Raw genomic sequence first — 25,148 nt, forward strand, 5'->3', positions numbered from 1 at the left:
CCACCGCCCCGGCAGCCACCACCTTCGAGATCGATTCACGGCCGCCAGACGCGCCAGGCTATGCAATCGGCCCTCGTAATCCGGAGCTCCGACCATGCCCAACATCCTCGACACGCTCGAGAGCGAACACGACCGCCTGCGCGAACTGTTCGCGCAGATCAACAAGACCGCTGATCCCGAAACCGACGCGCGCCACGACCTGCTCAAGCGGATCGAGGCCGTGCTGATTCCGCACGCGAAATGGGAAGAGACGGTCTTCTACCCGGCCTTCGAGGATCGCGCGAACCACGACCAGAAGCTGATCTATGCCGAGGCGATCCAGGAACATCGCGCAGTCGAGCTGGCAGTGCTTCCGGACATTCACGCCGCCGACGTGGATTCGCGGCAGTTCGCCGGCTCCGTGCAGGTCTGCGGCGAGCTGGTCAAGCACCACGCGCACGAGGAAGAAACCAAGATGTTCGATGCCGCGCGGCAGCTGTTCAGCGCCGAGGAGCTGGCCGACTTCGACCGCAAGTACGCCAGTTGGAAGGATTCCTCGGGAGCCGACGCCATTACCAGCTACGCCAAGGTCAAGACCGCGGCGATGGCCTTCATGCGCAATCCGGGTTCGCCGGCCTGAGCGGCGACACCTGCTCCTACCTGCGCAGCGCCTGCTCGTCTGGCCACGGCGGGAATGAGACCCGGTGAGCGGGCTGATCGACGCCCTGCAGTGGCCGGCCATGGCGATCACCCTGGTCGCCGCCTGGCTGGTGGGTTCGCTCTCCCGGCGCAGGCGCACCTGGGGCTTCTGGTGCTTCGTGCTCAGCAACGTGTTGTGGGTGGCCTGGGGTTGGCATGACCACGCCTGGGCGCTGATCGGTCTGCAGGCCGGGCTGTTCATCTCCAACCTCCGCGGGGTGTTGAAGAACGACGACGGGCCCGCGACGGACCGCGCCGCTTGAGGGCGTGCCGCATCAGGCCCGGCGACGGCGCCGCAGCATCCACACCGCCAGTGCCGCGCCCGCCACTCCGAACGCGGCCGCGCGAGCACGGGGCGAGCGCTGCACGTCTTCCACCAGCCCCTCGGCCACGTTCACGCGGTCGGCCAGCAGCAGGAGCATCCAGTGGCGCAGGTCGCTCTCGCTGCGCCGGAACGCGCGCCGGCGGATCCAGCCGCTCAGGCCGCTGGGTGGCACGCTGGTGCCGAAGACCGGCGTGATGCCGGGCCGCTCGATGGAGTGCAGCACTTCCACCGTATGCGGCTGCTGCGCGGGGCGGTCCCAGTGCACACCCTCCAGCCGCGGTGGCGTGCGTTCCATCGGCACGGCCGGACGCCTGGCGGGGTCGAGGTCTACGCCCCAGTCGGGAATGTGCGAGTGGTCGGTCGCCTGGTTCATGGGTCTGGCCTTCAATGCAGGTTGCTGGATGCCGGGCGGCCGACCGGCGTGGGCGTGTCGATGCGGCCGGCGCGCGGCGGGATCAGCACGGTCTTGATGCAGCCGTCCTGCTTGGCCGAGAAGCGGTGGTAGGCCTCGTCGACCTCCTCCAGCGGGACGCGGTGGGTGATCAGCTCGCGCGGCTTGAGCCGGCCGGCGCGGATGTGTTCGATCAGGTGCGGCAGGTGGCGCTTCACGCTGGCCTGGTTCATGCGCAGCGTCAGGCCCTTGTTCATCGCGCTGCCGATCGGCACGGCGTTAAAGGTGGGTCCGTAGACGCCCACGATCGAAACGTTGCCGCCGCGGCGCACCGAGTTGATCGCCCAATGCAGCGCCGTGGCAGCGCCGGCCTGCAGCTTGAGCTTCACGCCGGTGAGCGTCTGCATGAAGTTGCCGTCGGCCTCGCAGCCGACTGCATCGATGCAGACATCGGCACCCTGCCAATCGGTCATCTTCTTGATGTGCAGGGCCATGTCTTCCACTTCGCGGAAGTCGACCGTCTCGGCCTGGGCAAAGCGCCGCGCGAAGTCCAGGCGATAGTCGACCTGGTCGACCACGATCACCCTGCCCGCACCCATCAGCCAGGCGCAGCGCGCGGCCATCAGTCCGATCGGACCGGCGCCGAACACCACCACGGTATCGTTCTCGTGGATGTCGCCCATCTCGGCGGCCTGGTAGCCGGTGGGCACCACGTCGGTGAGCAGCACCGCGTCCTCGACATGGATGTCCGGCGGGATCACGGTGGGACCGATGTCGGCGAAGGGCACGCGCACGTACTCGGCCTGGCCTCCGTTGTAGCCGCCGGCGCTGTGCGAGTAGCCGTAGGCGCCGCCGATCGAGGTGGCTTCAGGGTTGACGTTCTCGCAGTTGCCGTAGAGCTCGTGCGAGCACGAGGCGCAGGTGCCGCAGAACACGTTGAACGGCACCAGCACGTGGTCGCCGACCTTCAGGTTGCGCACGTTCGGGCCGACCTCCTCGACCACGCCGGTGAACTCGTGGCCGAAGATCGAGCCGACCCGCGTGTCCGGCACCAGACCGTGGTAGAGGTGCAGGTCCGAGCCGCAGATGCAGGCGCGCGTCACCCGCACGATGGCGTCGTCCGGATGTTCGATCGCCGGCTCGGGTACGTGGGCGGCGCGCACCCGGTAGGGCCGGCGATAAGTGGTGGCAAGCATGGTCGTCCTCCGGTGCGCGCACACGATGTGCGGGAAGCTAACCGCGTCCATGTCGTCAGTGCGGGAAAAGGCCACGCAAGATTTTCAGCTGCACCGCGCGTGTGCCTGCCTGGCCGGCAGGCAGGCAACGGCTGCGAAATGCTTGCACCGCCCTCACCCGTGCTGAACACGTCCCAGCCTATACAGGACCTGCCTGCACCCGGCAGGCGAGGAGGAGACACCCATGAACGACAACCGCATCGAAGGCACCGAGCACCAGGTCAAGGGCGCCGTGAAGGAAGGCGTAGGCAAGCTGACCGGCAACACCTCCAAGGAAGTGGCCGGCAACGTCGAAAAGAACGCCGGCAAGGTGCAGAAGAACGTGGGCCAGGCCCAGGACGAGATCGAGGACCTGGACGACTGAAGGCCCCAACCCGTCGCCCGCGCCCGGCCAGGGCCGCGGGCGGCCCTGCATGACACGCGACCCACGCAACCATCACCGGCGCGCGCGAAACATACGGCATGGCCGCCGGCCATACCGACCGGGGCCTTCTACCGGGGAAGCGCCATGAAGACCCGCTGCGTATTCAGCACTCCCGACCTCACCACCGCGCGTGCCCTGATGAGCGCCGCGCGCCAGGCCGGCATTCCCGACGACGATATCTCGCTGATCGCCCGCGAGGACATCGAACTGCAACAGATTCGCGACCACCTGATGACTGGTCGCACCGACTTCTATCCAGCGGCTGCCCGCGGTGCCGTCTGCGGCGGCGGCACGGGCGTGCTGCTGGGCCTGGTCGCGATCGCGGTGCCCCCGCTGGGCGTGACCCTGGCCGGGGCCGCCGCGATCGCACTGGCGGGCGCGGCGGTCGGCTGTTGGACGGGCGCGCTGGTGGGCACCGACGTGCCCGACGTGGTCCACCGCAAATTCAAGCGCGAGATCGACGAAGGCCGCATCCTGGTCGTCATCGACGCCTCTCGCGATTCCCTCAGCGCCGCTTGCCCGGCGCTGCTTGCCACGGGTGCCAGGCACCTGCCGCTGCACGCGCATCCCGAGGTGCCGCAACTGGCCGGTGCCACATAGCGGCGTTCAGGCCCGATGGTAGGGATGACCGGCCAGCAGCGTGCTGGCGCGGTAGAGCTGTTCGGCCAGCACCAGCCGCACCAGCATGTGCGGCAGCGTGAGGGGGCCGAGCGACCAGCGCTGGTCGGCGCGCGCCAGCACTTCGGGCGCGTGGCCGTCCGGGCCGCCGATCAGGAACGCCAGGTCGCGCCCGGCCATGCGCCAGTTCGCCAGCTGGGCCGCCAGCTCCTCGCTGGACCAGGTCTTGCCGCGGCCATCGAGGGCGATCACGTGCGTGTCGCGAGGCAGCGCCGCGAGAATCGCCTGGCCTTCGTCGTGCATGGCGCGGGCGTCGTCGCGGCCTTTGCCGCGGACGCCGGGCTTGAGCTCGACCAGTTCCAGCGGGAGATCGTGCGAGAGGCGTTTGCGGTATTCGGCGAATCCCTCGGCTACCCAGCCGGGCATGCGTTCGCCGATGGCAAGCAAGCGGGCCCGCATGCCCGCTTCAATTGAACGAAGCGGCGCGCGGCGCCACGTTCGCCTCCTCTGCCCCATTCTTGGCCAGAAATGGGAGAGAGGATCGAGGTGAGGGGCCGGGGCTCGCTGGAATGGTCATCGGAAGGACACCCTGAAGAACGGCACGCGTTTCGCAGCAAGTGAATCGCAAGAGCAGCCCCTCTCCACAGGGCAGAGCGAGCCAACGCGTCAGCCGACGCTGGCCGCATCCATCCCCGGCTCGCGGTCGCCGACCGTCCACAACCGCTCCAGGCCGTAGAACTCGCGGATGCGCGGCAGCATGACGTGCACGATCACGTCGCCCAGGTCGACCAGCACCCATTCGGCCTCCTGCTCGCCCTCGACGCCCAGCGGCATCACCCCCGCCTTCTTGGCGAACTTGACCACTTCGTCGGCAATCGATTTGACGTGACGCGCCGAGGTGCCCGAGGCGATTACCAGCAGGTCGGCGATGGAGGTTTTGCCGCGGACGTCGATCTCGCGGATGTCCTTGGCCTTGAGCTCTTCCAGCGCATCGATCACGTGCGTGCGCAGGTTGGTGGCATCGGCCGCTTTCGTGGCGGCGACGGACGGCTGGCTGCGGGAAGACTTGCTCAAGTTCGGGTGCCTCGGGGCGTGCGTGGGGCGCGGAATGGCGCAAGGCAAGTATACCCGGCGGCGCTCAATGGCACGTCAAGCGGCCGTGCAGCGGGCGGCGGCGTACTCTTCCATCAGCACGCGGACCAGCTCGGCGGCGGGCATCGGGCGCACGAGCGCGGCCGCCTGGCCGCACCATTCGGAAAGCAGGTCGCCGCGCCCGGCCGCGGCGGCAGCCCGCCGCAGGGGCGCGGTCAGCGCGTTGAGGACGGGATACGGCGGCAGCTCGCCGGCGAACGGCTGCATGGCCTCCACGAAGCGGTTGCGCAGGCCTCGCGCGGCACGGCCGGAGAAGCTGTAGATCGTGCCGACGCGATGGTCCTGCGCCTGCAGCAGGTCGCGCTTCCAGGCCTCGGCGGCGGCCGACTCCGGGCAGGCGAGGAAGGCGGTGCCGAGTTGGCTGGCGTCGGCGCCCAGCACTTCGGCGGCGACCATGCCGCGTCCATCCATGATGCCGCCGGCGGCGATCACCGGGACGTCCACCGCCGCCACGGCGAGCGGCACCAATGCGAACAGGCCGACCATCGCCTCCTCCGGCGCATGCAGGAAGGTGCCCCGATGGCCGCCGGCCTCGGCACCCTGCACGCTTACCGCATCGGCGCCGCGCGCGGCCCAGGCGCGTGCCTCGGCCACGCTGGTGGCGGTGCCGACCACGCGGATGCCGCGCGCCTGCAGTTCGCGCACCTGCGTGTGGTCAAGCAGGTCGAAGGCGAAACTCGCCACCGCCGGGCGAGCCTCGCGCAGCGCGGCGAGCTGGTCGGAGAAGCGCGGCGCCCAGCGTGCCGGACGCTCCGTGCGCACGGCCAGGCCCTCGCTTTCCATCAACGCATCGAGCCGCCGGCGGATGGCGTCCACTTGTGCCTCGTCCACGACGAAATCGTCAGGCAGCACGAAAAGGTTGAGGGCAAACGGCTGGTTGGTGGCTGCGCGGATCTGCGCGGCCTGGTCGAGCAACGACTGCGGTTCGAGGTAGCCCGCGCCGAGCGATCCCAGCGCGCCGGCGGCACTCACCGCGGACACCAGCGCAGGCGTGTTGGAGCCGGACATCGGCGCCTGGATCAGCGGATGCCGGACACCCAGCGAGCGAAGGAAGGCGGACACGGCGGACTCCTCGGCGGCGACACGCCATTGTCGCGCCGGATCAGGCCGCGCGCGACGGCTCGCCAGCCAGCACGGCCATGCGCTCGACCTCCCGTTCCAGTGCGCCTGCCATGGCCGCGCCGCGCTGGATGAAGAGGTCGGCAAGCAGGCGGTAGTAGGTCAGCGTGCCGTCACGCCCGCCGGTGAAACGGTCGAACACGCCGCGGCCGACGCCGGGGCGCCCGAGGTCAGCGACGATCGCCCGCGCGTTGTGCAGCTTGTCGCAGCCGGAAACCAGCAGCATGTCGTCCGACGCGTGGGCGAGGTGTGCGAGGTAGGCCTGCTTGCGCCGGAGCCAGTCGCGGCGGCGGGCGTCGGCATCGGCTACTGCGGCCTTGCCTTCGGCACTACCGTCGGTGCAGCCGCGCACGATGGCCAGTACCCGTGCGCCGAAACGGTCGCCGATCACCGCGGCGTGCGCCTCGCCGCAGTCCTCCAGCACGTCGTGCAGCAGGCCGGCGATCGCCTGGTCCTCGTCGCCGCCGTGCCCGAGCACCAGGCTGGCCACGCCCAGCAGGTGCTCGATGTAGGGAATGGCGGTGCCCTTGCGGCACTGGTGCGCATGGGCGACGCGCGCGTAGTCGACGGCGGCGGTGAAGCGTTCGGTGAGCATGGCGGTGCCTCCCTGTGGGACGCGGCCAGCCTGCCGGCCGCGCGTCTCAGGTGGCGCGACCCGATTCCCTGGACAGCAGCCGCCCGCCCAGCGCGGCATTGGCCGCGACCACCATGCCCACCGCGAGCGCATGCATCGCCAGGTCGGTGGCCGCCGCATCGAAGGCGTGGCAGATCTCCAGCAGGCTGGCCGAGGCCGCTGCGCTGGCCAATCCGACCATGACTGCGGTGAGCACCGGCCGCAGCGGGCAGGCGCGGCGCAGCAGCGCGATCAGCAGCACCGAGAGCGGCACGGAGAACGCGATGATGAAGAACAGGCAGTCGCCAGCCTCCGGTGCGCTGGCCACGTGGGTGGCCGGTGCGACCCAGCCGCGCAGGCAGCCCAGCCCGCTGGCACCGATCCACAGCAACGCCGGCGCCAGCGGCAGCCAGGCCCAGGCGGTCCGGCGCCCGGGAACGGCCAGCGCGAAGGCGGCCCAGGCGGCGGCAACCGCGGTCAGCACCGCGCCCAGGCCAGCCCAGCCCAGGTCCGGCGCACCGGCCCAGCGCGCAAGCATCGGCGCGGTACCGTAACGCGCGAACAGTGCCACCGCGAAGACGGCGACCACCACCAGCCAGCCCAGCGTGCGCAGCCACGGTGGGCGCAGCCGGCGCACCGGCGCCAGTTCGGCGCCTAGCGAGGCTATCAGGCGGTCGTGGGCGTGCGGATCGGCCATCGTTCTAGTCCTCTCCGTGGATGCGCCCGCGCAGGGCCTTCAAAGCGCGGTGCAGGTTCACCTTGAGCGCGCCGGTGCTGCGGCCGGTCCGTGACGCGGCTTCCTCCAGCGTCAGCTCCTTCAGCCCGAGCTGTTCGACCGCCTCGCGCTGGCCTGGCGGCAGTTCGTCGATCGCCGCGCGAAGGCGGCGCGCCTGCTGTGCGCGTTCGCTCTCGGCGCTGGCGTCCTGCTCGTCCGGATGCAGCGCCACCGCCACCTCGTCGCTGACCTCGCGGTGCGCCTGCCGACCGCTGCGACGCAGGCCGTCGATCGCGCGGCGGCCAGCCAGCGCCGCCAGCCAGGCGTCATAGGAACGGGCCGGATCGTAGGTGTGGCGCACGCGATGGATCGTCAGCAGGGTCTCCTGCACCACGTCGTCCAGCTGGTCGTGGCCGACGCCCTGGCGACGCGCGACGGCGCGTATCAACCCCACCGAATCGGCCAGCACGCGCTCGTAGGCGCGCCGGTCGCCCGCCTGGGCGGCCGCCATCCACGCCGCGCGGCGGCGTTCGGGAGTCTCGTTGGCGCGGTCGGCTGGCACGGCCGGATCGATGCTCGCCCGGAGGGGGAAGCATGCATCTGGAACCATGAAGGCGGTGGCGGTCAAGTCCTGCATCGGGCCGAGCTTGGAGGCATGCGGTGGATTCGCCGCATCCGGCGCCGGGGTTACGCCGTATGCGAGAACGTATCGCCGGTGGGCCGTCCGCCGCACGGTGGCCGTTCGCGCCACGATGTAACCGCCCACCCCACCCCGCCGAATACCCACCACACTCCCGTGGAATCCAACCCCATGCTCCTGCTGATCCTTGCCTACCTGGGCGGCGTCCTGACCATCCTCAGCCCGTGCATCCTGCCGGTGCTGCCGTTCGTCTTCGCCCGTGCCGACCGGCCGTTCGCGCGCAACGGCCTGCCGATGCTGCTGGGCATGGCGCTCACCTTCGCGCTGGTCGCCACGCTGGCGGCGGTCGGCGGCGGCTGGGCGATCCGCGCCAACCAGTACGGCCGCGCGATCGCGCTGGTGGTGCTGGCGCTGCTCGGACTCACCCTGCTTTCGACCCGCGTCGCCGAATGGCTGACGCGGCCGTTCGTCGCGCTGGGCAACCGGCTCTCGCAGCGGTCGGACAGCGAAGGCTCGGCATGGTCCGCCGCCGGCCTGGGCGTAGCCACCGGCCTGTTGTGGGCGCCCTGCGCGGGCCCGATCCTGGGGCTGCTGCTTACCGGCGCCGCGCTCAACGGCGCCAGCGTGCAGACCACGCTGCTGCTGCTCACCTACGCCGCGGGCGCGGCCACCTCGCTGGCGCTGGCGCTGTTGATCGGTGGGAAAGTGTTCGCCCTGATGAAGCGCTCGCTCGGCGCCGGTGAATGGGTGCGCCGCGCCCTCGGCATGCTGGTGCTGGTCGGTGTGGCGGCGATCGCGCTGGGTCTGGACACCGGCCTGCTGACCCGCGTGGCCCTGGCCAACACCGGCGGCCTTGAGCAGAAGCTGCTTGATGCCACTCGCCCGTCGCCAGCGCCGGAGCCGGTGCACGCAACCGGTGCACCGCTGCCGGTCGAAGGCGAGATGCCCTCGCTGGCCGGCGCCACCGGCTGGTTCAATTCCCCGCCGCTCACCCGCCAGGCGCTGCGCGGAAAGGTAGTGCTGGTCGACTTCTGGACCTATTCCTGCATCAACTGCCTGCGCTCGCTGCCCTACGTGCACGGCTGGTACGACAAGTACAAGGACCACGGCCTGGTGGTGATCGGCGTGCACGCGCCGGAGTTCGCCTTCGAGAAGGAGCCGTCGAACGTGGCTCAGGCGGTGAAGGAGCTCGGCGTGGGCTACCCCGTCGCGCTCGACAACGACTACGCCATCTGGCAGGGCTTCGACAACCAGTATTGGCCGGCGCACTACTTCATCGACGCGAAGGGAAAGATCCGCGCGCACCATTTCGGCGAGGGCGACTACGCGCAGAGCGAGGACACCATCCGCCAGCTGCTCACCGAGGCGGGCTATGGCGACCTGCCCGGCGGCTACGTGCAGCCCGGCGCGAAGGGTGCGCAGGCGGCCGGCTCGGGCGACGACATGCGCTCGCCGGAAACCTACGTCGGCTATGCCCGCAGCGCGCACTTCGCCGGAGGTCAGGTCGCCCATGACGACGCCTGGGACTACCGCGCGCCGGCCACGCTGCTGCCCGGCCAGTGGTCGCTCGACGGCCGCTGGACCGTGCATGCCGAAAACGCCGTGCTGGACCGTGCGAACGGTGGCATCGCCTATCGCTTCCGCGGCCGCGACCTGCATCTGGTGCTCGGCCCGGGCGCGGACGGCAAGCCGGTGCGCTTCCGCGTCACCCTCGACGGCAAGCCGCCGGGCGCGGATCACGGCATGGACGTCGACGCGGACGGCTACGGCACCGTCACCGAGCAGCGCCTGTACCAGCTCGTGCGGCAGAAGCGCGGCCAGGGCGAGCGGCTGTTCAGGATCACCTTCCTCGACCCGGGCGTGCGCGCGTACGCCTTCACCTTCGGCTGAACGATCCGGGAGGTTCCCCATGTCACGTACCAACGACATCTTCGCGATGGAACGGCGGCGCTTCCTCGGCACCGCGCTGACCGGCGGCGTGCTCGCCGCGGTGGGTGGCGGGGTGCTCATTCCGCGCCTGTCCGCACGCTCGGCGCCGGCCCCGTCGGCCGCGAACGGCAAGGACATGCTGCTCGAATGCTTCGCCGACGATGGCCACCGGCTGGGGCCCTGCCACGTGCGCAAGCTGGTGCTCACCGATGCCCAGTGGCGCGAGCGCCTGCCCGCGGCGTCCTACCAGGTCATGCGCCACGACGGCACCGAGCTTGCCTTCAGCGGAGCGCACGAAAAGCCGCCGGTCCCCGGCCTGTTCCGCTGCCTGGCGTGCGACACCGCGCTCTACGACGCCGCCACCGAATTCGACTCCGGCACCGGCTGGCCCAGCTTCTGGCAACCGATCGCCAAACAGAACGTCATCGAGAGCACCGACCGCATGTTCGGCTGGACCCGCACCGCGGTCAGTTGCGCCGGCTGCGACAGCCACCTGGGCCACGTGTTCACCGACGGGCCGGAGCCGACCGGGCTACGCTATTGCATGAATTCGGTGGCGCTGCGCTTCGTGCCCCGGGTCGGCTGAGCGAAGCTACAGGTCCTTGCGGTAGACGACGAAGCCGGAGCGCTCGGCCAGCTTGTCGTACAGCGCCATGGCCGTGGCGTTGCCCTCGTGCGTCTGCCAGTACACCCGCTGGCTGCCCGCCGCGCGGGCACGTTGGTAAACGGTCTCGATCAGCGCGCGCCCCACCCCGCGCCCGCGTGCGGCAGGCACCGTAAAGAGGTCCTGCAGATAGCAGCTGGGCTCGACGCGGATGGTGCTGCGATGGAACAGGTAGTGCGCAAGGCCAAGCAACTGGCCGTCCGCTTCCGCCACCAGCGCATGGACCGGTTCGTGGGGGTCGAAGAAGCGCGACCAGGTCGTCGCGGTGATTCGGCCAGGCAGCGCAGTCGTGCCCGCTCGACCGTAGAAGGCGTTGTAGCCGAGCCACAGAGGCAACCATGCGTCGTAATCGGTCAGCGCCACGTCCCGCACGCTGACCGCCATGTTCACGGCGCCCGTACCGCCTGCGCGTCCTGCCGGTAGGGCGCCAGCAGCGCAGCGTCCTGGAACAGCGCCTCGGGAAGTAGGAAGCGCGGCTCCCGCCCGGCGGCGAGCAGGTCGCGGATGCGGGTGGAGGAGATCTCCAGCGGCGTCACCATGAGCTCGACCACCTTTCCTGCTGGCTGCTCGTGCAGCCGCCGCGGGTCGCCCACCTGCCGCGTGGCCATCTCTCGAGCAAGTTCCGCCGGCCAGTCGTGCGTCATGCCCGGACGGGAGAGCACGCCCAGGTGCGCGACCTCGAACAGCTCGCGCCAGCGGTGCCAGCCCGGCAGGCCGGTGAAGGCGTCGGCGCCGAGCAGCAGGATGAGCGGCCGGTTGCGCTCCTCCGCACGCAGCTCGGCGAGGGTGTCGACGGTGTAGGAAGGACCGCCCCGCGCGAGCTCGCGGGTTTCCAGGCCGAGCCGGTCCTGGCCGCGCAACGCGGCGCGCAGCATGGCCACGCGGCTGGTCGCATCGGCGACGGGCGGTGGCCGGTGCGGCGGGATGCTGGCTGGCATCAGGCGCACCTCGGCGTCGAGCAGTTCCGACGCCTCCCACGCCACCGCCAGATGGGCGATGTGGACCGGGTCGAAGGTGCCCCCAAGGACGGCTAGCGGGCGCATGCGGTTCCTGCCCCCGAAGCGCTCATGCCAGCGCCGCGGCCGCGCGCGGTTCGGCGATGGCGGCGATGAGCCGCTCCGCTTCCAGCCATGGCTCGCCCCACTCGCGCCCCTTGGCCATGCGGTCGATGCGCGAGGCGCGCGCCAGGCAGGCCAGCCAATGGTCGCGCGGGGCGCGGCGCAGGGCCTTGCGGAAGAGTTGTTCGCGCGCCGGCCACAGGCGCTCGGCGCGCGCCTGCGCGGCGAAATCGCGGGCGTTGGCCAGGCGCAGGGCAAGCTGCAACTGGTTCACCAGCCAGCCCATCAGCGGGATCAGGTCCTCGCCTTCGCCACGCAGGCCGGCCAGGATGTGCAGCGCGCGGCCGCCGTCGCCGGCGAAGGCGGCGTCGGTGAGCTTGAACGCGTCGTAGCGGGCGCTATCGGCGACCAGGTTTTCCATCTCGGCCGCGTCGATGCGGCCGCTGCCGTGCAGCACGACGAGCTTGTCGATCTCCTGCGCCGCGGCGAGCAGATTGCCTTCGACGCGCTCGGCCAGCAGCGCGGCGGCGTCAGGCGTGGCGGCGAGGCCGCGCGAGGCAAGCCGCGCACCGATCCAGCTGGCCCACTCCTGCGGCTTGGGCGCATTGAACACCGCCAGCACGCCGGCGGCATCGACCTGCCTGGTCCACGCGCCCTCGTGCTTGTTGCTCCACTCCACCGCGGTGATCAGCAGGGTCACGTCCGGTGGCGGGTCGGCGCAGAACGCGGCGATTGCCTTGGCGCCCTCCACGCCCGGCCGGCCGGTAGGCAGGCGCAGGTCCAGCAGGCGGCGGCTGGCGAACAGCGACATGCCGGCGGCGGAGCGCGCCAGGTCGTCCCAGTCGAAGTGCTGGCCGGCCTCGAGCACCTCGCGCTCGGCATAGCCGAGTTCACGCGCCCGCGCGCGCAGCGCATCGGCGGCCTCCAGCACCAGCAGTTCCTCGCCCGCGAGCAGGTACACCGGCGCCAGGCGGTCGGAGGCCAGCGCCTTGTGCCACTGGGCGGGTGACATGGACATGTCAGCCCGCGCTGGACGTCGCGGCTGGCTCCGCCGTCTGGCGGCGGCCCGCGGCCTGCAGGCGGAACAGGATCGCCTGCACCATGTCGTCATTGAGGCTGCGGCGGATCTCATCCACCTGCGCCTCGGTACCGATGGTGTTGGTGGCGTCGTAGCTGAAGTCGCGCGACATGTCGATGCGCTGTTCGGGCACCAGCGCCTGCCCGTTGCTGTCGTCGACCTCGAAGCGCACCTGATAGCGCACGGCGTACTCGGTGACGCGCGCACCGCCGCTGACGCTCAGCGTCTCGGTATCGAACGCGGCCACCGGGACCTTCAGCTCCGCGACGCCGGGACCGCCTTCGTCCTGCAGCGTGACGCCGGAGTCCTCCAGCGCACGGGCCAGGTCGCGCTGCAGCTCGCCGCCGCCGTTGACGGAAAGGTGCACGTGCTGCATCGACGCGGGCAGCGCCGCGCTCTGGCGCAGGTGGAAGCCGCATGCCGACAGCGCGAGGACGGCGACCAGCAACGAAACTCGGGACAGATGGTTCATGGACTCATCCTGCGACGATGTTGACGATCTTGCCGGGCACCACGATCACCTTGCGCACGGTCTGTCCTTCCAGGAACACGGCCACGTTGGGGTGCGCGCGTGCCGCCGCCTCGGCCTCTTCCTTCGAAGCGTTGGCCGGCAACTCGATGGTAGCGCGCAGCTTGCCATTTACCTGCACCGCCAGGGTGACCGAGTCGCGCACCAGCGCGGCCGGATCCGGCTGCGGCCAGGCCACGTTCTCGAGCACCGTTTCCGGATGCCCCAACACCTGCCACAGCGCGTGGCTGACGTGCGGCACCACCGGGTTGAGCAGCAGCACCATCGCCTCCAGTGCCTCGTGACGCACGGCACGACCCTGCTCGCTCATGTCGGTGAATTTGCCCAGCGCATTGAGCAGTTCCATCAGCGCGGCGATGGCGGTGTTGAAGGCATGCCGGCGGCCGAGGTCGTCGCCGACCTTCTGGATGGTCTCGTGCAGCTGCCGGCGCAGCGCCTTCTGGCCGGCGTCCAGATGGGCCGGATCGACCGCCGGATGGTCCGGCTGCGCGGCATGCGTGACCACCTCACGCCAGAAGCGGCGCAGGAAGCGGGCCATGCCCTCGACACCGGCCTCGCTCCACTCCAGCGACTGTTCCGGCGGCGCGGCGAACATGGAAAACAGGCGCACCGTGTCGGCACCAAACTTCTCCACCATCGCCTGCGGATCGACGCCGTTGTTCTTGGACTTGGACATCTTCTCGATGCCGCCGATCTGCACCGACTGGCCATCCGACTTCAGGCGCGCGCCGACGACGCGGGCGCGCTCGTCACGTTCGATCTCGACGTCCGCCGGGTTGATCCAGTCCTTCGAGCCGTCCGCGTTCTCGCGGTAGAAGGTCTCGGCGATCACCATGCCCTGGCATAGCAGGTTGGTGGCCGGCTCGTCCGAGTGCACCAGGCCCGCGTCGCGCAGCAGCTTGTGATAGAAGCGGAAGTACAGCAGGTGCAGGATCGCGTGCTCGATGCCTCCGATGTACTGGTCCACCGGAAGCCAGTAATTGGCGCGCCCATCCACCATCGCATCGGCGCCCGGGCTGGTGTAGCGGGCGTAGTACCAGCTGGACTCCATGAAGGTGTCGAAGGTGTCGGTTTCGCGCTCGGCCGGGCCGCCGCACTGCGGACAGGCGCACTTGCGCCATTCGGGGTCGGCCTTGATCGGCGACTGCACGCCGGAGAATTCGACGTCCTCGGGCAGCACCACCGGCAGCTGGTCCTCCGGGACCGGGAGGGCACCGCACCTGGCGCAATAGATCACCGGGATCGGGCAGCCCCAGTAGCGCTGGCGGCTTACGCCCCAGTCGCGCAGGCGCCAGTTTACGCGGCGCTGGCCCTTGCCCTCGCGCTCCAGCCGTTCGGCGAGTGCCTCGAACGCCTGGGCGAAGTCCATGCCGTCATAGTCGCCCGAGTTCACCAGCGTCCCGCGCTCGGTGAAGGCTGCGTCCTGCTGGATGCGCCGCTCGAATTCCTGCACCGTGCCCAGCGCGGCCGAGGTCGCGACCGGGTCGGTCTGCGCACCCTCCAGCGCGTTGCGCATGGCATCGGCGCGCACGCCGGTCTTCAGGTCGTGGCCGATCTCGACCAGTGCATCGACCACGCCGCGGTCGACGATCACCATGCGGATCGGCAGCGAATACTTCTGCGCGAATTCCCAGTCGCGCTGATCGTGGCCGGGCACCGCCATCACGGCACCGGTGCCGTAGCCCATCAGCACGAAGTTGGCCACCCACACGGGAATCGGCTCGCCGGTGACCGGATGGATCGCGCGCAGGCCGGTGTCCATGCCGCGCTTTTCCTGGGTCTCCAGCTCGGCCTCGGACACGCCGCCGTGCTTGAGTTCCTCCAGGAACGTGGCCAGCCGCTGGTCGCCTTGTGCGGCCTTGAGCGCCAGCGGATGCTCACCGGCGATCGAGACGAACGACACGCCCATCAGCGTGTCGGGGCGGGTGGTGAACACCGTCAGCGGTTCGGCCTCGCCCTCGACCGGGAAATGGATTTCCATGCCCTCGGAACGACCGATCCAGTTGCGCTGCATGGTCTTGACCGCATCGGGCCAGCCCGGCAGCGTGTCCAGGCCCTCGAGCAGCTCCTGCGCGTAGTCGGTGATCTTCAGGAACCACTGCGGGATCTCGCGCTTCTCCACCAGCGCGCCGGAGCGCCAGCCGCGGCCGTCGATCACCTGCTCGTTGGCCAGCACCGTCTGGTCGACCGGATCCCAGTTCACCACGGCATTCTTGCGGTAGGCCAGGCCCTTCTTCATCAACCGCGTGAACATCAGCTGTTCCCAGCGGTAGTACTGCGGCGTGCAGGTGGCGAACTCGCGCGTCCAGTCGTAGGCGAAGCCCATGCGCTTCAACTGCTCGCGCATGTGCTCGATGTTCCTGTAGGTCCACTTCGCCGGCGCGGTACGGTTCTTGATCGCGGCATTTTCGGCGGGCAGGCCGAAGGCGTCCCAGCCCATCGGCTGCAGCACGTTCCTGCCGTTCATGCGCTGGAAGCGGCTGATCACGTCGCCGATGGTGTAGTTGCGCACGTGGCCCATGTGCAGCGCGCCGGAGGGGTACGGCAGCATCGCCAGGCAGTAGAACTTGGGCCGCGAGGGATCCTCGACCACCTCGTAGGCGCGCTGCGCGCTCCAGTACTGCTGCGCAGCGGCTTCCACCGCCTGCGGCTGGTAGCCCTGTTCGTTCGAAACCTGTTCGTGGGAGTCCTGCATGTTCCAGTGCCTGCTGTGGGGTTCGCGCGGCCAGCGCGGCTGCGGCGGCGATGAACCCGTCAGCCTAGCCCAGCGCCTGGCCGGAGCCAAGACGGAGGCCGTCGATGACTCAGCTGGGCGATGCTGCACTCCAGTCCCGCGTCCTTCGGCAAGTCAGCTGATGGGGCGGAGCCCATCCCTTGCCCGCCGGATGGGCTATGGCGCTACCGGACAAGGGGGCGCCTGGCCGGCGGCGATGGCATGGGCGACCTGCGCGATCTGCCCGGCGAGCGCGGCCAGAGCGTGCTGGTGGCCTTCGACCAACGCGTCGTAACCGGGCCCGACCGGTTCGCGGACCTGGCTGGTGCAGGCAAGCATGGCGTCGCCCTGCAGTTGGCGCACGCTCCAGGCCGCGTCGACCAGTGCGTAGTCGCCCGGCGCCGAATCGAAACGGCGCAGGTCAACCTTGATGCGCAGGCGCGACTTGCCGTCGCCCGGCAAACCGGTGGCGTCCTGGGCGTGCAGCGCCTGGGCGAGGTCCGCCGACAGCGCGCCGCGCACTTCGTCGGCCAGCGGCGCGATCCAGCGCTCGCCGCCCAGCGGTACGGCACCCTGCCCGCCCTGGCGGATCACCAGCTGCGGCTGGTCGACCTGGGCCGGGATGCCCACCGGCAACAGCTCGAACTGGAACGGCGCTGCCGGTGCCGGCTGCCCGGCCTGCGCCGGCGGAACCAGGGTGTAGTAGTGCGCCGGTTGCGACGCACAGGAGGCCAGCGCCAGCACCAGCGAGGCAGCCGGCAGGTATCGCGTGCGGATCATGGCTTGCTCCCTTGCCGAGAGGGCGGCGGGTTGGTGCGCCCGGATTGAGCCGGCGGCGGATCGTCCGGCCGGCCGCGGATCAACGCCTCCGGATGCACGCCCAGGTAATCGGTCAGCGCGCGCAGCGAGCGCGCCATGCGCTGCAGTTCCTGCAATGTGCTGCCCAGGTTCTGCTGCAGTGGGGAATCCGCCGACAGCGCGTTGTCGGCGCTGCCCAGCGTGCGCTGCGCGCCCTTGAGCGTGCCCTTGAGCTCCGGCAGCACGCCACCGTTGACCTGCTTGAGCGTGTGGTCCAGGTCCGCCAGCGTGTGGTCCAGATTGCGGCCGATGCTGTCGAACGGAACCTTCTGCACCCTGGTCACGATATCGGCCAGTTGCTCCTGCAGCTTGTCGAAGCTGCCGGGCGCGGTGGGCAGCTCGATCGGCGTGGCGGCCGCATCGAAAGTGGCCCTGGGTGCCTTGGGCACGAAGTCCAGCGCGATGTAGAGCTGCCCGGTCAGCAGGTTGCCGGTGCGCGCCTGCGCGCGCAGGCCGTGCGCGACCAGCGGCCCGAACATGCGCGCGAGGTCGACCCGGCCGTCCTTCATGCCCGCCTGCGCGGCAAGCTTGTCGTACGCATGGCCCAGCCGCTGCGGGTAGATCACGGCGCCCACGTTCAACGGGAAGCGCGTGTCCTTCGCGTCGTAGTCCATGTTGATGGACACCACCTTGCCGATGTTGATGCCGAGGAATTCGACCGGCGCGTCCATCGCCAGCCCGCGCAGCGACTGGTTGAAGCGCATGCGGACGTAGCGCGGCGGGCCATCCGGCGGAGCCATCGCGGTGGCCTGATCGTTGAACAGGGTGAAGTCGGCATCCTCGGCCGCGGGTGTGGCGTCGTGCGGGCCACGCGGTTCCTCGAAGGCCACGCCGCCGGCGATCACCGTCGCCAGCGACTGCGTGTTGAGCTTCAACCCGTTGGCCCCCAGCGAGACGTCCACGCCGCTGGCGTTCCAGAAGCGGGTCGAGCGGGTGACGAAGCGGTCGTTCGGACCGTCGACGAAGATGCGCAGGGACACGCCCTTGCCGTCCTTGTCCAGCGTGTAGGACGACACCCGGCCGACCTGGATACGCCGGTAGTAGACGGGCGATCCGGTATCGAGCGAACCCAGGTCGTCGGTATGCAGCACGAAACTCTTGCCCGGCGCCCCGTGCAGCACCGCCGGAGGCGTTTCCAGGCCGGTGAAGTCATACTGCTCTTCCCTCGAATCGCCCACGTCGGCGCCGATGAAGGCGCCCGAGAGCAGCGTATCCACGCCCGACACGCCACCCAGGCCGATGCGCGGGCGCACCACCCAGTACCGCGTGCCCTTGGTGGCAAAGCTCTCGGCGCTCTTGTTGAGCGCCACCTTCACGCGCACACGCTCGCGGTCGTCGGACAGCTCCAGGCTGGTGACCTTGCCGATCACGACGTTCTTGTATTTGACCGGTGTCTTGCCCGCCTCCAGGCCCTCGGCCGTCTGGAAAGTGAGGGTGATCTCCGGGCCGGCCTGCAGCCAGGCATGCACCACCAGCGACAGGCCCACCAGCGCAGCCAGCACCGGCACCAGCCAGATCAACGAGAGGCTGAAGCGGTGCGTGCGAACCACCGGCTCGGGCAGTTCCTCGGGAGGTGGCTGTCCCGTCGGCGGTGTCTGATCAGTCATGGTCGGGTCCATCCCACATCAGGCGGGGGTCGAAGCTCATCGAGGCAAACATCGTAAGTATCACGGTCAGGCCAAAGAACACCACGCCCGTCAGGGGCTCCACCTGGCTGAAGAAGCCGAAGCGCACCAGCGCGGTGAGCAGCGCCACCACGAACACGTCCAGCATCGACCAGTAGCCGATGAACTCCACTGCGCGGTACAGCCTGGCGCGTTGGCGCAGCGCCCAGTTGCTGCCGCGCTGGGTGGTCACCAGCAAGGTGCCCAGTACCAGGAACTTGGTCATCGGCACCACGATCGAGGCGGTGAACACGATCACCGCGAGACTGGGCGAGCCTTTCACCCATAACTCGACCACGCCGCTGATGATCGTGTTGTCGTCGATATCGCCCAGGCTCACGGTCCGCATGATCGGCAGCACGTTGGCCGGCACGTAGAGAATGAACGCGGCAATGAGCAGCGCCCAGGTGCGTCGGATGCTGTCGCGCTTGCGCCGGTGCAGCGCCGCGCCGCAGCGCGGACAGGCCGCGTCGTCCACCGACGGTTCGCGGCAGACCAGCCCGCACACGTGGCAGCCGATGATGCCCAGTTCGTGCGCGCGTGGCGCGCCGCTCATGCGCGCCGCTCCGTGGTGTCCCACAGCCGGCGCAGGTCGATGCCCGAAAAGATGGTGATCAGGAAAGTCAGTACGCCATAGGCCCAGATGCCCGGGTCCGCCTGCACGTCGAAATACGCGCGCGCCTTGACGATGGACACCAGCGCGCCCAGCACGAACACCTCGGTCATCGTCCACGGCTGCAGGTGGTAGAGCGTGCGCATGATGGCGACGAAACCCGGCGCGCGCCGGCCGTCGCGGGCGAACAGCAGCACCCAGCCGAGCATCAGCATCTTGTTCAGCGGGAAGAAGAACAGTGTCGCGGCCGCGACCACCGCGATCACTTCCGAGCCCTGTGACCACATTCGCAGGATCATGCCCCACAAAGTCGCGCTGCTCTGCTGCGTGCCGAGACCCAATGTGACCACCGGCCAAACGTTGGCGATCAGGAACACCAGCAGCGCGGTAAGCACCAGCGCCAGCATGCCACCCGCATCGAGCGCGTGGTATCGCTGCAGCAGCGCGCCGCAACGCACGCAGCACATCTCCTCGCCGCGCGCCAGCGCGCGGCCGCGGTGCACCGTGTCGCAGTGCTCGCAGATCAACAAGGGGCCGGGGGACGCACGCAGCCAAGCGGCCGCGACTTGGCCGGTGGTGTGCTTGCTGGCGAGGCCATGTTCCGGCGTGCTCATCGGGTCATTCTCGCAAATCGGACGTGGCAAAGTGGATGTGGGATGGATGATCCATCGCGAGGGAGGCCTGGAGTGCAGGAGAGCGTGTGCAGTACGCGCATGCTCGTATCTGACAGGATGCGGGCCGCCCTCTTGATATGCTGGGCGACGCCCTGATGTCGGACCATCCCATCCTGGAGTGCTCACGTGACCGCCGCCGCCCAAGCCCACGTCTTCGACATCGACACAGCCAACTTCGAGACCGAGGTGCTGCGCGCCTCGATGACCACGCCGGTGCTGGTGGACTTCTGGGCAACCTGGTGCGGCCCGTGCAAGACGCTGGGGCCGATGCTGGAGAAGCTCGCCGCCGAGTACAACGGCGCATTCCGCCTGGGCAAGGTGGACGTGGACAAGAACCAGGAGCTGGCCGGAATGTTCGGCATCCGCTCGATCCCCACGGTGATGCTGGTGAAGGACGGGCAACTGCTCGACGGCTTTGCCGGCGCACTCCCGGAGGGTGAGTTGCGCGAGTTCCTGTCGCGCCACGTCCAGCCGCTGGAGGGCGAGGACCAGGTCGAGCCCGAGCCGGCCGAGGCGGAAGATCCCGCGCAGACGATCAACCGCCTGCAGCAGGACATCGCCGCCAACCCGGAGCGTTCCGACCTCAAGCTCGACCTTGCGCTGGCCCTGATGCGCAATGGCCAGGCTGACACCGCCGAGGCCGAGCTCAATGCGCTGCCGGCCAACCTGGCCACCGACGCGCGCGCCGTGCGGCTGCGCAGCCAGCTGGACCTGGCGCGCGCGCTGGAAGGCGCGCCTGCGATGCCCGAACTGCGCCAGCGCGTGCAGGCCGACCCGGCCGACTGGTCCGCGCGCGACCTGCTCGGCGTGCGCCTGCTGCTGGAGGACGATCCGGCGGCCGGCCTCGACCAGTTCCTGGCGATCCTGGAAAAAGCCCGCGACTGGAACGACGGTGCGGCGAAGAAGCGCCTGCTGGCCGCCTTCGCCACGCTGGACGATGCCGAACTGGTCGGCCACTACCGCCGCCGCATGGCTTCGTTGCTGTTCTAGGCCCGCACTCGGGGGAGTACCGGCCGGGGCGATCCATACGGCTGCGTACGCTAGAGTACGCCTTTGCCGCCAGCCCCTTCCCCATGCGCGCCTCCACTTTCCGACGCCTGCTCAACCTGTGGCCGCCGTTCCTGTGCAACAGCATCCGCGTGCTGCATCTGGCCGAGGACTGGACCGAAGCGCGCGTGGTGTTGCGCCTGCGCCCGTGGAACCGCAACTACGTGCGTAGCCAGTTCGGCGGCAACCTGTTTTCCATGACCGATCCGTTCTGGATGCTGCTGGCGATGCACCGCCTGGGCAGCAACTACTACGTGTGGGACAAGGCCGGCGCGATCGAATTCGTCGCGCCCGGCCGTGAAGACGTTCATGCGTCCTTCCACCTGACCGATGCGATGGTCGATGAGCTGCGCACGGCGGCCGCCGGCGGCGACAAGGTGCTGCGCTGGTTCGAGACCGACGTGGTTACCGCCTCCGGCGAAGTGGTCGCGCGTGTGCGCAAACAGCTCTACGTGCGGTTGAAGCCGAGGGCCCGGAACGCCTAGTCCGCCGCGCTGCCGCGGGGAAGACCGGTGGGCTGAAGCCGCTTGCTACGCCTCGCGTTCGAAGCGGGCGATTTCCTCCAGCATCGCTTCGGCCTTGCGCACCGCGCTCCCGGCGAAGTTGTCCTCCAGCCAACGGCGGCGCCCGAACCAGCGCAGCAGCACATAGGCCAGCGCCACCACGGCCAGGGATCCCGCGGCGCACAGCAGCAGCCAGGACACCGCACCCTTCATCCCGCCCCACAGGTTCACCCCGGCGCGATCCATGGCGTACTGGGCCAGCATGAGCATCGCGGGAATCCAGATCACGCTACCCAGCACCGCGAACACCGGTGCCTCCACCTTCACCCGCCATGCGCGCAGCCGCGCGATGCGCTGCTGGATCTGCAGCACTGGCGCGGCGTAGTCGACCGCCCGCACGAGCCAGAGCACGCGCGCCGGAAAGATGAAGGCCAACGTGCCGAAGGCCTGCATGGCGATGCCGCAGGCCATGGCCTGCCAGATCCCGAGGTGCGAGGACCAGAAGCTGACGCCCCACGAGGCGATCGCAATGCCGAGAACGATCAGCATCGATTGCCCCCACACCAGCGGCCGCAGCCCGCGGCGCAGCCGCTCGGCCTGCCCATCGCGCCAGATCCGCCAGTTCAATGCGTGCTGCCGCTCCAGCTGGCGGTCGAGCGCCTGCCAGGCCTGCTTCATCTCGTCCAGTTCCATGGTCATGCTCCTGTGGGTGCCGCGACGACCATCTGTCCGCGCAGCTTCTGCTTGATGCGGCCGATCTTGGTGGCCACGTTGGTTTCGCTGATCCCCAGCACCTGGGCGATCTCCGCATGGCTGCGGTCTTCCAGGTACAGCAGGATCAGCGCCCGGTTGAGCGGATCGAGCCCGCCGATGAAGGCATACAGCGCAACCAGGCGTTCGTCCGGTTGCGACACGTCCGCGTCGCCGGAAAGCTCCAGGTGCGCGGCATCGAGTGGCTCCAGGCGGTCGTCCCGCGCGACCTGGCGGGCGTGCGAAATGGCGACGTTCAGCGCCACGCGGTACATCCAGGTGGAGAACTTCGCGCGGGCGGCATCGAAACTGCCGAAGGAGCGCCACAGCTGCACCGCGATCTCCTGTGCCAGGTCGCTGCGGTCCTCGCTGCCGCGGGCGTAGACGCTGGCCACCTTGAACACGATCCGGCGATGTTCCCGCAGCAGCGATTCGAACTGGCGTTGGCGATCCGTCATGGCGCATGCACTCCCCTGTCTCCTTCATGATTCGCCTGCGCACGAAAAAAATCACAGGTGCGGTAACCGGCCTGGCGGGCTCCTACGGGCGAGCGCGCTGCGGCTTACAATGCGCCTTCCCATTCCCCGCGAACCGCCATGCCGCGCCTGCGCTTCAAACGCTACCTGCTTACCGGCCTGCTCACCTTCATCCCGCTGTGGGTGACCTGGACGGTGTTCCGGTTCGTACTGGGCTTCCTGGCGGGTATCGGCGCGCCGATGGTCGCTGCAGGCCTGGGCGCGCTGGCACTGGTCGCCCCGGACACTGCCGCGGCGCTGGGCGGGACCTGGTTCATCCCGATCGTGGCGCTGCTGATCACGCTGCTGGCGCTGTACCTGCTGGGCTTTCTCGCCAGCCGCGTGATCGGGCAACGGCTGCTGCACGCGTTCGACGGGCTGCTGCATCGCATCCCGCTGGTGCAGACCATCTACGGCGGCACCAAGAAGCTGATGGCGGTGCTGCAGCAGAAACCCTCGGGCGTGCAGCGGGTGGTGCTCGTGGACTTTCCTCACCCGGGCAGCAAGGCGATCGGCTTCGTCACCCGGCTGATGATCGAGGAAGGCAGCGGCCGCGAGATGGCAGCGGTGTTCGTGCCGACCACGCCCAACCCCACCGGCGGCTTCCTGCTGACCCTGCCGGTGGAGGCGCTGACGCCGACGGACTGGACCATGGACCAGGGCATGGCCTTCATCATTTCCGGCGGCGCGGTAGCACCCGATACGCTGCCTGCCGTCCCGCGGAAAACGTCGTAGAGCGCACCCGATAGGTCGCCCTGGCATCGCCGCTTTCTTGTCGCGCACAAGCTGCGCTCCCACAGGGGTTCCCCATGTGTCGCTGGCTGTTTCCCGTCTTCCTGGCGTTCGCCGCGGCCGCCCATGCCGCCGACTGGACCACACCGGCCGAGGCCTCGCACTTCCGCACCACGCCGAGCTACGCCGACACCCTGTCCTATCTCCAGCGCCTGCAGAAGGCCGCGCCGGGCAAGCTGAAGCTGGAAACCTTCGGCACCACCCCTGAGGGCCGGCCGATGACGGTAGTGATTGCCAGCGGCGACGGCGTCTTCTCGCCCGAGGCCGCACGCGCCGCGCACCGGCCCGTGGTGCTGCTGCAGGCCGGTATCCATCCCGGCGAGATCGAGGGCAAGGACGCCGGCCTGATGCTTCTGCGCGACTTCGCGGTCACCGGCAGGCTGCCGCACCTGCTCGATCACGCGGTGCTGGTCTACATCCCCGTGTTCAGCGTCGACGGCCACGAGAACTCGAGCCCCTACCACCGGATCAACCAGAACGGCCCGCAAAGCATGGGCTTTCGCGGCCAGTCGCAATACCTCAACCTCAACCGCGACTACGTCAAGGCCGACGCGCCGGAAATGCGCGCGTGGTTGAAGCTCTGGCGACGCTGGCTGCCCGATTTTCTGATCGACGTGCACACCACCGACGGCGCCGATTACCAGTACGACCTGACCTGGTACACCGAGGATCCGCACAAGCTCGATCCGGGCGTGGCCGCCTGGCAACGCAGCCTGATGGACGAGGCGATTCCCGCCTACGAAGCGCGCCCACCTCGCTTCGATCTACCTGGAATTCAAGGACGGCCGCGATCCCCGCAAGGGCATCACGAACTTCGGCTCCGGCCCGCGCTTCTCCACCGGCTACGCCGCGTTGCAGGACCGTCCGGCGCTGCTGATCGAGACGCACATGCTCAAGACCTACGCGGTGCGCGTGCGTGCGGTCTACGACCTGGTCGACGTGCTGCTCGAGCGCATTGGCCAACAGCCGGGCGCGTTGCTGAAAACCACTGCCGCGGCCGATGCGCGCACCATCGCCCGCGCGCACGATCCAGCGGCACGGGTGGCGCTCACCTTCAAGTTGGATCCCGCTTCAACACCGTACGAACTCAAGGGCTACGCCTTTACCATCGCCCGCAGCGACGTTTCGGGCAGCGACTGGATCCGCTACGACCCGACGCATCCGCAGCGCTACACGATCCCCAACTGGGACGGCCTGCTGTCCGATGTCTCGATCGCGCCCCCGGCGGCCTATGCCATCCCGGCCCAGTGGGCCGTGCTGATCGACCGGCTGGACGCTCACGGCATCACCTACCACCGGCTGGCCGAACCGATGAAAGTCAGCGCCCAGGGCTACCAGCTCGACCAGCCGCACTGGGCGGCCCATCCGTTCGAAGGCCATCTGATGCTGCGCGACGTGCAGGTCCATGCCGTGCCGCGCGAAACCATTCTGCCGACCGGCTCGGTGATCGTGCCGCTGGGGCAGCGCGCGGCCAACGTGGCGATCGAGCTGCTCGAACCCCAGGCGCCCGACTCCATGCTGCGCTGGGGCTACCTGGACGCGATCTTCGAGCCGAAGGAATACGGCGAACCGCGCGTCCTTGAAAAGCTCGCCCGCGGCATGCTGGCCAGCGACCCGGCGCTGGAGGCAGCCTTCGAACGCAAAGTGCATGACGACCCCGCCTTCGCCGCCGACCCGGCCGCCCGGCTGATGTTCTTCTTCGAGCGGTCGCCCTGGTACGCCGCGCAGGAGGTGGGGGCATATCCCGTGCTGCGGCTGGGCGCGGCCGAGTTGAAGACCCTGGACAGCGGCCCTGCCCACTGATCCTTGGCTTCCGGACCTCCCACGGCGCACCAGCGCGGGGGAGCCCAC

At 69.4% G+C, this 25,148-nt stretch carries 28 protein-coding genes and 1 pseudogene; 10 read left to right on the top strand and 19 right to left on the bottom strand.

The annotated features are described in order from the left end of the window. The first annotated feature begins 94 nt into the window (after nt 1–94). Both BMZ38_RS01370 and BMZ38_RS01375 read left to right on the top strand, forming a co-directional pair. Nucleotides 95–619 (top strand): hemerythrin domain-containing protein, encoded by a 525-nt coding sequence (locus BMZ38_RS01370; protein ID WP_091333209.1) that lies wholly within the window; start codon nt 95–97, stop codon nt 617–619. A 64-nt stretch (nt 620–683) separates the two neighbouring features. Beyond that, nucleotides 684–941, top strand: a complete 258-nt coding sequence (locus BMZ38_RS01375; protein ID WP_175483644.1) for a hypothetical protein — start codon at nt 684–686, stop codon at nt 939–941. Between the two features lie 12 nt (nt 942–953). Here the strand turns inward: BMZ38_RS01375 and BMZ38_RS01380 are convergent, their stop codons facing one another. Continuing rightward, nucleotides 954–1,376: a hypothetical protein gene (locus BMZ38_RS01380; RefSeq protein WP_091333211.1), complete on the bottom strand. Its 423-nt coding sequence runs from the start codon at nt 1,374–1,376 to the stop codon at nt 954–956. Between the two features lie 11 nt (nt 1,377–1,387). Next, a complete protein-coding gene (locus BMZ38_RS01385) occupies nt 1,388–2,590 on the bottom strand; it encodes a zinc-dependent alcohol dehydrogenase (RefSeq protein ID WP_091333213.1) in 1,203 nt (400 codons plus the stop codon). Between the two features lie 223 nt (nt 2,591–2,813). On the opposite strand from BMZ38_RS01385, the gene BMZ38_RS01390 reads away from it, so the two are divergent. Together BMZ38_RS01390 and BMZ38_RS01395 are read left to right on the top strand one after the other, a co-directional pair. Next, a complete protein-coding gene (locus BMZ38_RS01390) occupies nt 2,814–2,993 on the top strand; it encodes a CsbD family protein (RefSeq protein ID WP_091333215.1) in 180 nt (59 codons plus the stop codon). A 144-nt stretch (nt 2,994–3,137) separates the two neighbouring features. Continuing rightward, nucleotides 3,138–3,653, top strand: a complete 516-nt coding sequence (locus BMZ38_RS01395; protein ID WP_091333218.1) for a hypothetical protein — start codon at nt 3,138–3,140, stop codon at nt 3,651–3,653. Nucleotides 3,654–3,659: 6 nt separating this feature from the next. Here BMZ38_RS01395 and rlmH read toward each other — a convergent pair whose 3' ends face one another. The 6 genes from rlmH to BMZ38_RS01425 all read right to left on the bottom strand — a co-directional run bounded on the left by rlmH (nt 3,660) and on the right by BMZ38_RS01425 (nt 7,781). Further along, the gene (gene rlmH / locus BMZ38_RS01400) at nt 3,660–4,130 is read right to left on the bottom strand and encodes a 23S rRNA (pseudouridine(1915)-N(3))-methyltransferase RlmH (protein ID WP_091333220.1); all 471 of its coding nucleotides are present in this window, start codon (nt 4,128–4,130) and stop codon (nt 3,660–3,662) included. A 207-nt stretch (nt 4,131–4,337) separates the two neighbouring features. Beyond that, a complete protein-coding gene (rsfS, locus tag BMZ38_RS01405) occupies nt 4,338–4,682 on the bottom strand; it encodes a ribosome silencing factor (RefSeq protein WP_217638713.1) in 345 nt (114 codons plus the stop codon). Between the two features lie 138 nt (nt 4,683–4,820). Further along, the gene (locus BMZ38_RS01410) at nt 4,821–5,885 is read right to left on the bottom strand and encodes an NAD(P)H-dependent flavin oxidoreductase (protein ID WP_091333223.1); all 1,065 of its coding nucleotides are present in this window, start codon (nt 5,883–5,885) and stop codon (nt 4,821–4,823) included. Between the two features lie 40 nt (nt 5,886–5,925). Next, entirely contained in the window at nt 5,926–6,537 is a 612-nt protein-coding gene (locus BMZ38_RS01415; RefSeq protein ID WP_091333226.1) for an HD domain-containing protein, read from the bottom strand. Between the two features lie 46 nt (nt 6,538–6,583). Continuing rightward, complete coding sequence (locus BMZ38_RS01420) at nt 6,584–7,252, bottom strand: NrsF family protein (protein WP_091333229.1); 669 nt, start codon at nt 7,250–7,252, stop codon at nt 6,584–6,586. A 4-nt stretch (nt 7,253–7,256) separates the two neighbouring features. Further along, the gene (locus BMZ38_RS01425; protein ID WP_091334300.1) at nt 7,257–7,781 is read right to left on the bottom strand and encodes an RNA polymerase sigma factor; all 525 of its coding nucleotides are present in this window, start codon (nt 7,779–7,781) and stop codon (nt 7,257–7,259) included. 300 nt (nt 7,782–8,081) lie between these two features. Between BMZ38_RS01425 and BMZ38_RS01430 the strand changes: the two genes are divergently transcribed. Both BMZ38_RS01430 and msrB read left to right on the top strand, forming a co-directional pair. Next, nucleotides 8,082–9,800, top strand: a complete 1,719-nt coding sequence (locus tag BMZ38_RS01430) for a cytochrome c biogenesis protein DipZ (protein WP_091333231.1) — start codon at nt 8,082–8,084, stop codon at nt 9,798–9,800. A gap of 19 nt (nt 9,801–9,819) precedes the next feature. Beyond that, on the top strand, nt 9,820–10,425 hold the full coding sequence (msrB, locus tag BMZ38_RS01435; protein WP_091333234.1) for a peptide-methionine (R)-S-oxide reductase MsrB: 606 nt from the start codon (nt 9,820–9,822) through the stop codon (nt 10,423–10,425). 6 nt (nt 10,426–10,431) lie between these two features. On the opposite strand, the gene BMZ38_RS01440 is transcribed toward msrB, so the two are convergent. From BMZ38_RS01440 to BMZ38_RS01480, 9 genes are all read right to left on the bottom strand, one after another. After that, on the bottom strand, nt 10,432–10,887 hold the full coding sequence (locus tag BMZ38_RS01440) for a GNAT family N-acetyltransferase (RefSeq protein ID WP_217638715.1): 456 nt from the start codon (nt 10,885–10,887) through the stop codon (nt 10,432–10,434). Nucleotides 10,888–10,889: 2 nt separating this feature from the next. Next, nucleotides 10,890–11,546 (bottom strand): nicotinate-nucleotide adenylyltransferase, encoded by a 657-nt coding sequence (nadD, locus tag BMZ38_RS01445; RefSeq protein WP_091333240.1) that lies wholly within the window; start codon nt 11,544–11,546, stop codon nt 10,890–10,892. A 22-nt stretch (nt 11,547–11,568) separates the two neighbouring features. Then, nucleotides 11,569–12,579: a DNA polymerase III subunit delta gene (gene holA / locus BMZ38_RS01450; RefSeq protein ID WP_091333243.1), complete on the bottom strand. Its 1,011-nt coding sequence runs from the start codon at nt 12,577–12,579 to the stop codon at nt 11,569–11,571. A gap of 1 nt (nt 12,580) precedes the next feature. After that, nucleotides 12,581–13,111 (bottom strand): LPS-assembly lipoprotein LptE, encoded by a 531-nt coding sequence (locus tag BMZ38_RS01455; protein ID WP_091333245.1) that lies wholly within the window; start codon nt 13,109–13,111, stop codon nt 12,581–12,583. A gap of 4 nt (nt 13,112–13,115) precedes the next feature. Continuing rightward, nucleotides 13,116–15,863, bottom strand: a complete 2,748-nt coding sequence (leuS, locus tag BMZ38_RS01460) for a leucine--tRNA ligase (protein WP_091333248.1) — start codon at nt 15,861–15,863, stop codon at nt 13,116–13,118. A gap of 195 nt (nt 15,864–16,058) precedes the next feature. Continuing rightward, on the bottom strand, nt 16,059–16,661 hold the full coding sequence (locus BMZ38_RS01465; RefSeq protein WP_091333251.1) for a PqiC family protein: 603 nt from the start codon (nt 16,659–16,661) through the stop codon (nt 16,059–16,061). Next, complete coding sequence (locus tag BMZ38_RS01470) at nt 16,658–18,346, bottom strand: PqiB family protein (RefSeq protein WP_091333254.1); 1,689 nt, start codon at nt 18,344–18,346, stop codon at nt 16,658–16,660. Before BMZ38_RS01470 ends, BMZ38_RS01465 begins: the two co-directional genes overlap by 4 nt. After that, complete coding sequence (locus BMZ38_RS01475) at nt 18,339–18,959, bottom strand: paraquat-inducible protein A (RefSeq protein ID WP_091333257.1); 621 nt, start codon at nt 18,957–18,959, stop codon at nt 18,339–18,341. The genes BMZ38_RS01470 and BMZ38_RS01475 overlap by 8 nt, the downstream gene beginning before the upstream one ends. Further along, nucleotides 18,956–19,630 carry a paraquat-inducible protein A gene (locus BMZ38_RS01480; protein WP_091333260.1) on the bottom strand — a complete coding sequence of 225 codons (675 nt, stop codon included), beginning with the start codon at nt 19,628–19,630 and terminating at the stop codon, nt 18,956–18,958. Before BMZ38_RS01480 ends, BMZ38_RS01475 begins: the two co-directional genes overlap by 4 nt. 186 nt (nt 19,631–19,816) lie before the next feature. Here BMZ38_RS01480 and trxA point away from each other — a divergent pair, with 186 nt between their 5' ends. Together trxA and BMZ38_RS01490 are read left to right on the top strand one after the other, a co-directional pair. Further along, complete coding sequence (gene trxA / locus BMZ38_RS01485) at nt 19,817–20,680, top strand: thioredoxin (RefSeq protein WP_245747140.1); 864 nt, start codon at nt 19,817–19,819, stop codon at nt 20,678–20,680. Between the two features lie 83 nt (nt 20,681–20,763). After that, on the top strand, nt 20,764–21,222 hold the full coding sequence (locus BMZ38_RS01490) for a DUF4442 domain-containing protein (protein ID WP_091333262.1): 459 nt from the start codon (nt 20,764–20,766) through the stop codon (nt 21,220–21,222). Nucleotides 21,223–21,267: 45 nt separating this feature from the next. On the opposite strand, the gene BMZ38_RS01495 is transcribed toward BMZ38_RS01490, so the two are convergent. Then, nucleotides 21,268–21,933 (bottom strand): hypothetical protein, encoded by a 666-nt coding sequence (locus tag BMZ38_RS01495; RefSeq protein WP_091333265.1) that lies wholly within the window; start codon nt 21,931–21,933, stop codon nt 21,268–21,270. 2 nt (nt 21,934–21,935) lie between these two features. After that, on the bottom strand, nt 21,936–22,448 hold the full coding sequence (locus tag BMZ38_RS01500) for an RNA polymerase sigma factor (protein ID WP_091333267.1): 513 nt from the start codon (nt 22,446–22,448) through the stop codon (nt 21,936–21,938). Nucleotides 22,449–22,586: 138 nt separating this feature from the next. On the opposite strand from BMZ38_RS01500, the gene BMZ38_RS01505 reads away from it, so the two are divergent. Together BMZ38_RS01505 and BMZ38_RS01510 are read left to right on the top strand one after the other, a co-directional pair. Beyond that, entirely contained in the window at nt 22,587–23,240 is a 654-nt protein-coding gene (locus tag BMZ38_RS01505) for a DUF502 domain-containing protein (RefSeq protein WP_091333269.1), read from the top strand. 74 nt (nt 23,241–23,314) lie between these two features. Next, a pseudogene (locus BMZ38_RS01510) lies at nt 23,315–25,100 on the top strand (M14 family metallopeptidase). Nucleotides 25,101–25,148 lie beyond the last annotated feature (48 nt).

Origin of the sequence: Frateuria terrea, assembly GCF_900115705.1 — a bacterium.
Taxonomy (GTDB): Bacteria; Pseudomonadota; Gammaproteobacteria; order Xanthomonadales; family Rhodanobacteraceae; genus Frateuria_A; species Frateuria_A terrea.

What these genes read in the sequence shown, in the direction of transcription:
- BMZ38_RS01370 (WP_091333209.1), top strand. Translation starts at nt 95, where the DNA reads ATGCCCAACATCCTCGACACGCTCGAGAGCGAACACGACCGCCTGCGC.
- BMZ38_RS01380 (WP_091333211.1), bottom strand. Translation starts at nt 1,376, where the DNA reads ATGAACCAGGCGACCGACCACTCGCACATTCCCGACTGGGGCGTAGAC.
- BMZ38_RS01385 (WP_091333213.1), bottom strand. Translation starts at nt 2,590, where the DNA reads ATGCTTGCCACCACTTATCGCCGGCCCTACCGGGTGCGCGCCGCCCAC.
- BMZ38_RS01390 (WP_091333215.1), top strand. Translation starts at nt 2,814, where the DNA reads ATGAACGACAACCGCATCGAAGGCACCGAGCACCAGGTCAAGGGCGCC.
- BMZ38_RS01395 (WP_091333218.1), top strand. Translation starts at nt 3,138, where the DNA reads ATGAAGACCCGCTGCGTATTCAGCACTCCCGACCTCACCACCGCGCGT.
- rlmH (WP_091333220.1), bottom strand. Translation starts at nt 4,130, where the DNA reads ATGCGGGCCCGCTTGCTTGCCATCGGCGAACGCATGCCCGGCTGGGTA.
- BMZ38_RS01415 (WP_091333226.1), bottom strand. Translation starts at nt 6,537, where the DNA reads ATGCTCACCGAACGCTTCACCGCCGCCGTCGACTACGCGCGCGTCGCC.
- BMZ38_RS01420 (WP_091333229.1), bottom strand. Translation starts at nt 7,252, where the DNA reads ATGGCCGATCCGCACGCCCACGACCGCCTGATAGCCTCGCTAGGCGCC.
- BMZ38_RS01425 (WP_091334300.1), bottom strand. Translation starts at nt 7,781, where the DNA reads ATGGCGGCCGCCCAGGCGGGCGACCGGCGCGCCTACGAGCGCGTGCTG.
- BMZ38_RS01430 (WP_091333231.1), top strand. Translation starts at nt 8,082, where the DNA reads ATGCTCCTGCTGATCCTTGCCTACCTGGGCGGCGTCCTGACCATCCTC.
- msrB (WP_091333234.1), top strand. Translation starts at nt 9,820, where the DNA reads ATGTCACGTACCAACGACATCTTCGCGATGGAACGGCGGCGCTTCCTC.
- BMZ38_RS01440 (WP_217638715.1), bottom strand. Translation starts at nt 10,887, where the DNA reads ATGGCGGTCAGCGTGCGGGACGTGGCGCTGACCGATTACGACGCATGG.
- nadD (WP_091333240.1), bottom strand. Translation starts at nt 11,546, where the DNA reads ATGCGCCCGCTAGCCGTCCTTGGGGGCACCTTCGACCCGGTCCACATC.
- holA (WP_091333243.1), bottom strand. Translation starts at nt 12,579, where the DNA reads ATGTCCATGTCACCCGCCCAGTGGCACAAGGCGCTGGCCTCCGACCGC.
- BMZ38_RS01455 (WP_091333245.1), bottom strand. Translation starts at nt 13,111, where the DNA reads ATGAACCATCTGTCCCGAGTTTCGTTGCTGGTCGCCGTCCTCGCGCTG.
- leuS (WP_091333248.1), bottom strand. Translation starts at nt 15,863, where the DNA reads ATGCAGGACTCCCACGAACAGGTTTCGAACGAACAGGGCTACCAGCCG.
- BMZ38_RS01465 (WP_091333251.1), bottom strand. Translation starts at nt 16,661, where the DNA reads ATGATCCGCACGCGATACCTGCCGGCTGCCTCGCTGGTGCTGGCGCTG.
- BMZ38_RS01470 (WP_091333254.1), bottom strand. Translation starts at nt 18,346, where the DNA reads ATGACTGATCAGACACCGCCGACGGGACAGCCACCTCCCGAGGAACTG.
- BMZ38_RS01475 (WP_091333257.1), bottom strand. Translation starts at nt 18,959, where the DNA reads ATGAGCGGCGCGCCACGCGCGCACGAACTGGGCATCATCGGCTGCCAC.
- BMZ38_RS01480 (WP_091333260.1), bottom strand. Translation starts at nt 19,630, where the DNA reads ATGAGCACGCCGGAACATGGCCTCGCCAGCAAGCACACCACCGGCCAA.
- BMZ38_RS01490 (WP_091333262.1), top strand. Translation starts at nt 20,764, where the DNA reads ATGCGCGCCTCCACTTTCCGACGCCTGCTCAACCTGTGGCCGCCGTTC.
- BMZ38_RS01495 (WP_091333265.1), bottom strand. Translation starts at nt 21,933, where the DNA reads ATGGAACTGGACGAGATGAAGCAGGCCTGGCAGGCGCTCGACCGCCAG.
- BMZ38_RS01500 (WP_091333267.1), bottom strand. Translation starts at nt 22,448, where the DNA reads ATGACGGATCGCCAACGCCAGTTCGAATCGCTGCTGCGGGAACATCGC.
- BMZ38_RS01505 (WP_091333269.1), top strand. Translation starts at nt 22,587, where the DNA reads ATGCCGCGCCTGCGCTTCAAACGCTACCTGCTTACCGGCCTGCTCACC.